The sequence below is a fragment of the Micromonospora sp. M42 genome (assembly GCF_000568915.1).
Taxonomy (GTDB): Bacteria; Actinomycetota; Actinomycetes; order Mycobacteriales; family Micromonosporaceae; genus Micromonospora; species Micromonospora chalcea.
On the sequence record NZ_KK037233.1, the window covers coordinates 1736624 to 1738917 of the forward strand.

1 protein-coding gene, 1 rRNA gene and 1 other annotated feature (1 of these 3 cut by a window edge) are annotated in these 2294 nt (G+C 71.4%); of the genes, one reads left to right on the plus strand and one right to left on the minus strand.

Annotated elements, in window-relative coordinates; translation table 11 throughout:
- Positions 1-1702 (plus strand): hypothetical protein (locus MCBG_RS07770; RefSeq protein ID WP_223201128.1); only part of this gene is annotated, 1702 nt, incomplete at its 5' end.
- Between the two features lie 94 nt (positions 1703-1796).
- Here MCBG_RS07770 and rrf read toward each other — a convergent pair.
- Positions 1797-1913 (minus strand): 5S ribosomal RNA (gene rrf, locus MCBG_RS07775).
- A gap of 74 nt (positions 1914-1987) precedes the next feature.
- Positions 1988-2294 (minus strand) — a sequence feature (mutual gap in cmsearch alignment for this rRNA model is longer than 100) (it continues 2707 nt past the right edge of the window).

A 2294-nucleotide genomic window follows, 5' to 3' on the forward strand; every position in this document is an offset into this window, starting at 1 on the left:
TTCAGTCCGACGGCCTCCGCACGGCGGCGATCCGCGACGCGAGCCGGCGGGGCGCCATGGCGTGCGCCAGCGCCAGCGTCGGGTCCTCGCCGAACAGCAGCCCGGTCGCGACCAGGTGCCGGGCAACCGTCTCCGCAACCGGCTTGGCGAGGGAGAGCAGTTCCGCCCGGACGGCCGAGTCGAGGTCGCTCGCGACGACCTCGTCCGGCAGCTCCGGCGCCTCACCGGTACGCCCTTCGCCGCGCTCGTCCCGGCGCTCCCGCTGCGGACCGAAGTTGCCACGGCGGTCGTCGCCGCCCGGCCGGTCACCGTAGCCACGGCGCTCACCGTCCCGCTCGCCCCGGAAGCCGCCCGGCCGACGGTCGTCACGCCGGTCGTCGCGGCGGAAGCCACCCTCACGGCGCTCGCCATCGCGGAAGCCGCCCTCGCGGCGCTCGCCGCCGGCGTAGCTCTCCCGACGGTCGCCACCCTGATAGCCGCCTTCGCGGCGGTCGCCACCGCGGAAACCGCCCTCACGACGCTCGCCGCCTTCGCGACGGTCCCCGCCACGGAAGCCGCCCTCACGGCGCTCACCACCGCGGAAACCACCCTCACGACGCTCACCACCGCGGAACCCGCCTTCACGACGCTCGCCGCCCCGGAAACCGCCCTCACGGTCGCCACCGCGGAAACCACCCTCACGACGCTCACCACCGCGGAAGCCGCCGTCACGGTCACCGCTCCGGAAGCCACCCTCACGACGCTCACCACCGCGGAAACCACCCTCACGACGCTCACCACCGCGGAAGCCGCCGTCACGGTCGCCGCCCCGGAAGCCACCCTCACGACGGTCACCACCGCGGAAGCCGCCCTCGCGGTCGCCACCGCGGAAGCCACCCTCACGACGCTCGCCACCGCGGAAACCGCCTTCCCGACGGTCACCGCCGGCGAAGCCACCCTCACGACGCTCTCCGCCGCGGAAGCCGCCCTCGCGACGCTCGCCGCCCCGGAAGCCGCCTTCACGACGGTCACCACCGCGGAAACCGCCTTCCCGACGGTCACCGCCGGCGAAGCCACCCTCACGGCGGTCACCGCCGCGGTAGCCGCCGTCGCGGGTGCCGGCCTCACGGCGGTCGCCGCCCCGGAAGCCGCCCTCGCGACGCTCGCCGCCCCGGAAGCCGCCGTCACGGGCACCACCTTCACGGCGGTCACCACCACGGAAGCCACCCTCACGGCGGTCGCCGCCACGGGCGCCACTGTCACGGTCGCTGCCGCGGAAGCCGCCATCACGGTCGCCGCCCCGGAACCCGCCTTCGCGACGGTCGCCGCCCGGACGGCTTCCGCTCCGGAAGCCACCCTCACGGTCGCCACCACGGAAACCGCCCTCGCGACGCTCACCACCGCCGAACCCGCCTTCACGACGGTCGCCACCGCGGAAGCCGCCCTCGCGATCGCCACTGCGGAAGCCGCCCTCACGGCGGTCACCACCACGGAAGCCACCTTCACGACGGTCACCACCACGGAAGCCGCCCTCACGGCGGTCACCGCCACGGGCGCCACTGTCACGGTCACCACCGCGGAAGCCGCCCGGGCGGTCGTCGCGGCCACCCCGGTACGAGGGACGGTCATCGCGACGGCCGTCGCGGCCGGCGTCACCACGCCCCTGGCCACGGTCGGCGCGATCCTCGTAACGACGGGGGCGGTCCCCGCCCTGGGGTCCTGAGCTCACAGGTACATCCTTCCTGATGGCGTTTCCGCCGAGAACGCTAACGCAGTCGAGGGCCGCCCCTGCTGGGGCGGCCCTCGACTGGAAGATTGTCCGGCGGTGTCCTACTCTCCCACACCCTCCCGAGTGCAGTACCATCGGCGCTGGAGGGCTTAGCTTCCGGGTTCGGAATGTGACCGGGCGTTTCCCCTCCGCCATGACCGCCGTAACTCTATGAACATGTCAACCAACCCTGTGGGTGATCGTTTGTTCAGAGTTGCACAGTGGACGCGTAGCAGCTTGGTAGTCAAGTCCTCGGCCTATTAGTACCGGTCAACTGAACCCGTTACCGGGCTTACATTTCCGGCCTATCAACCCAGTCGTCTAGCTGGGGGCCTTACCCCACAAAGTGGGTGGGATACCTCATCTTGAAGCGAGCTTCCCGCTTAGATGCTTTCAGCGGTTATCCCTTCCGAACGTAGCTAACCAGCCGTGCCCCTGGCGGGACAACTGGCACACCAGAGGTTCGTCCGTCCCGGTCCTCTCGTACTAGGGACAGCCCTTCTCAAGTTTCATCGCGCACGGCGGATAGGGACCGAACTGTCTCACG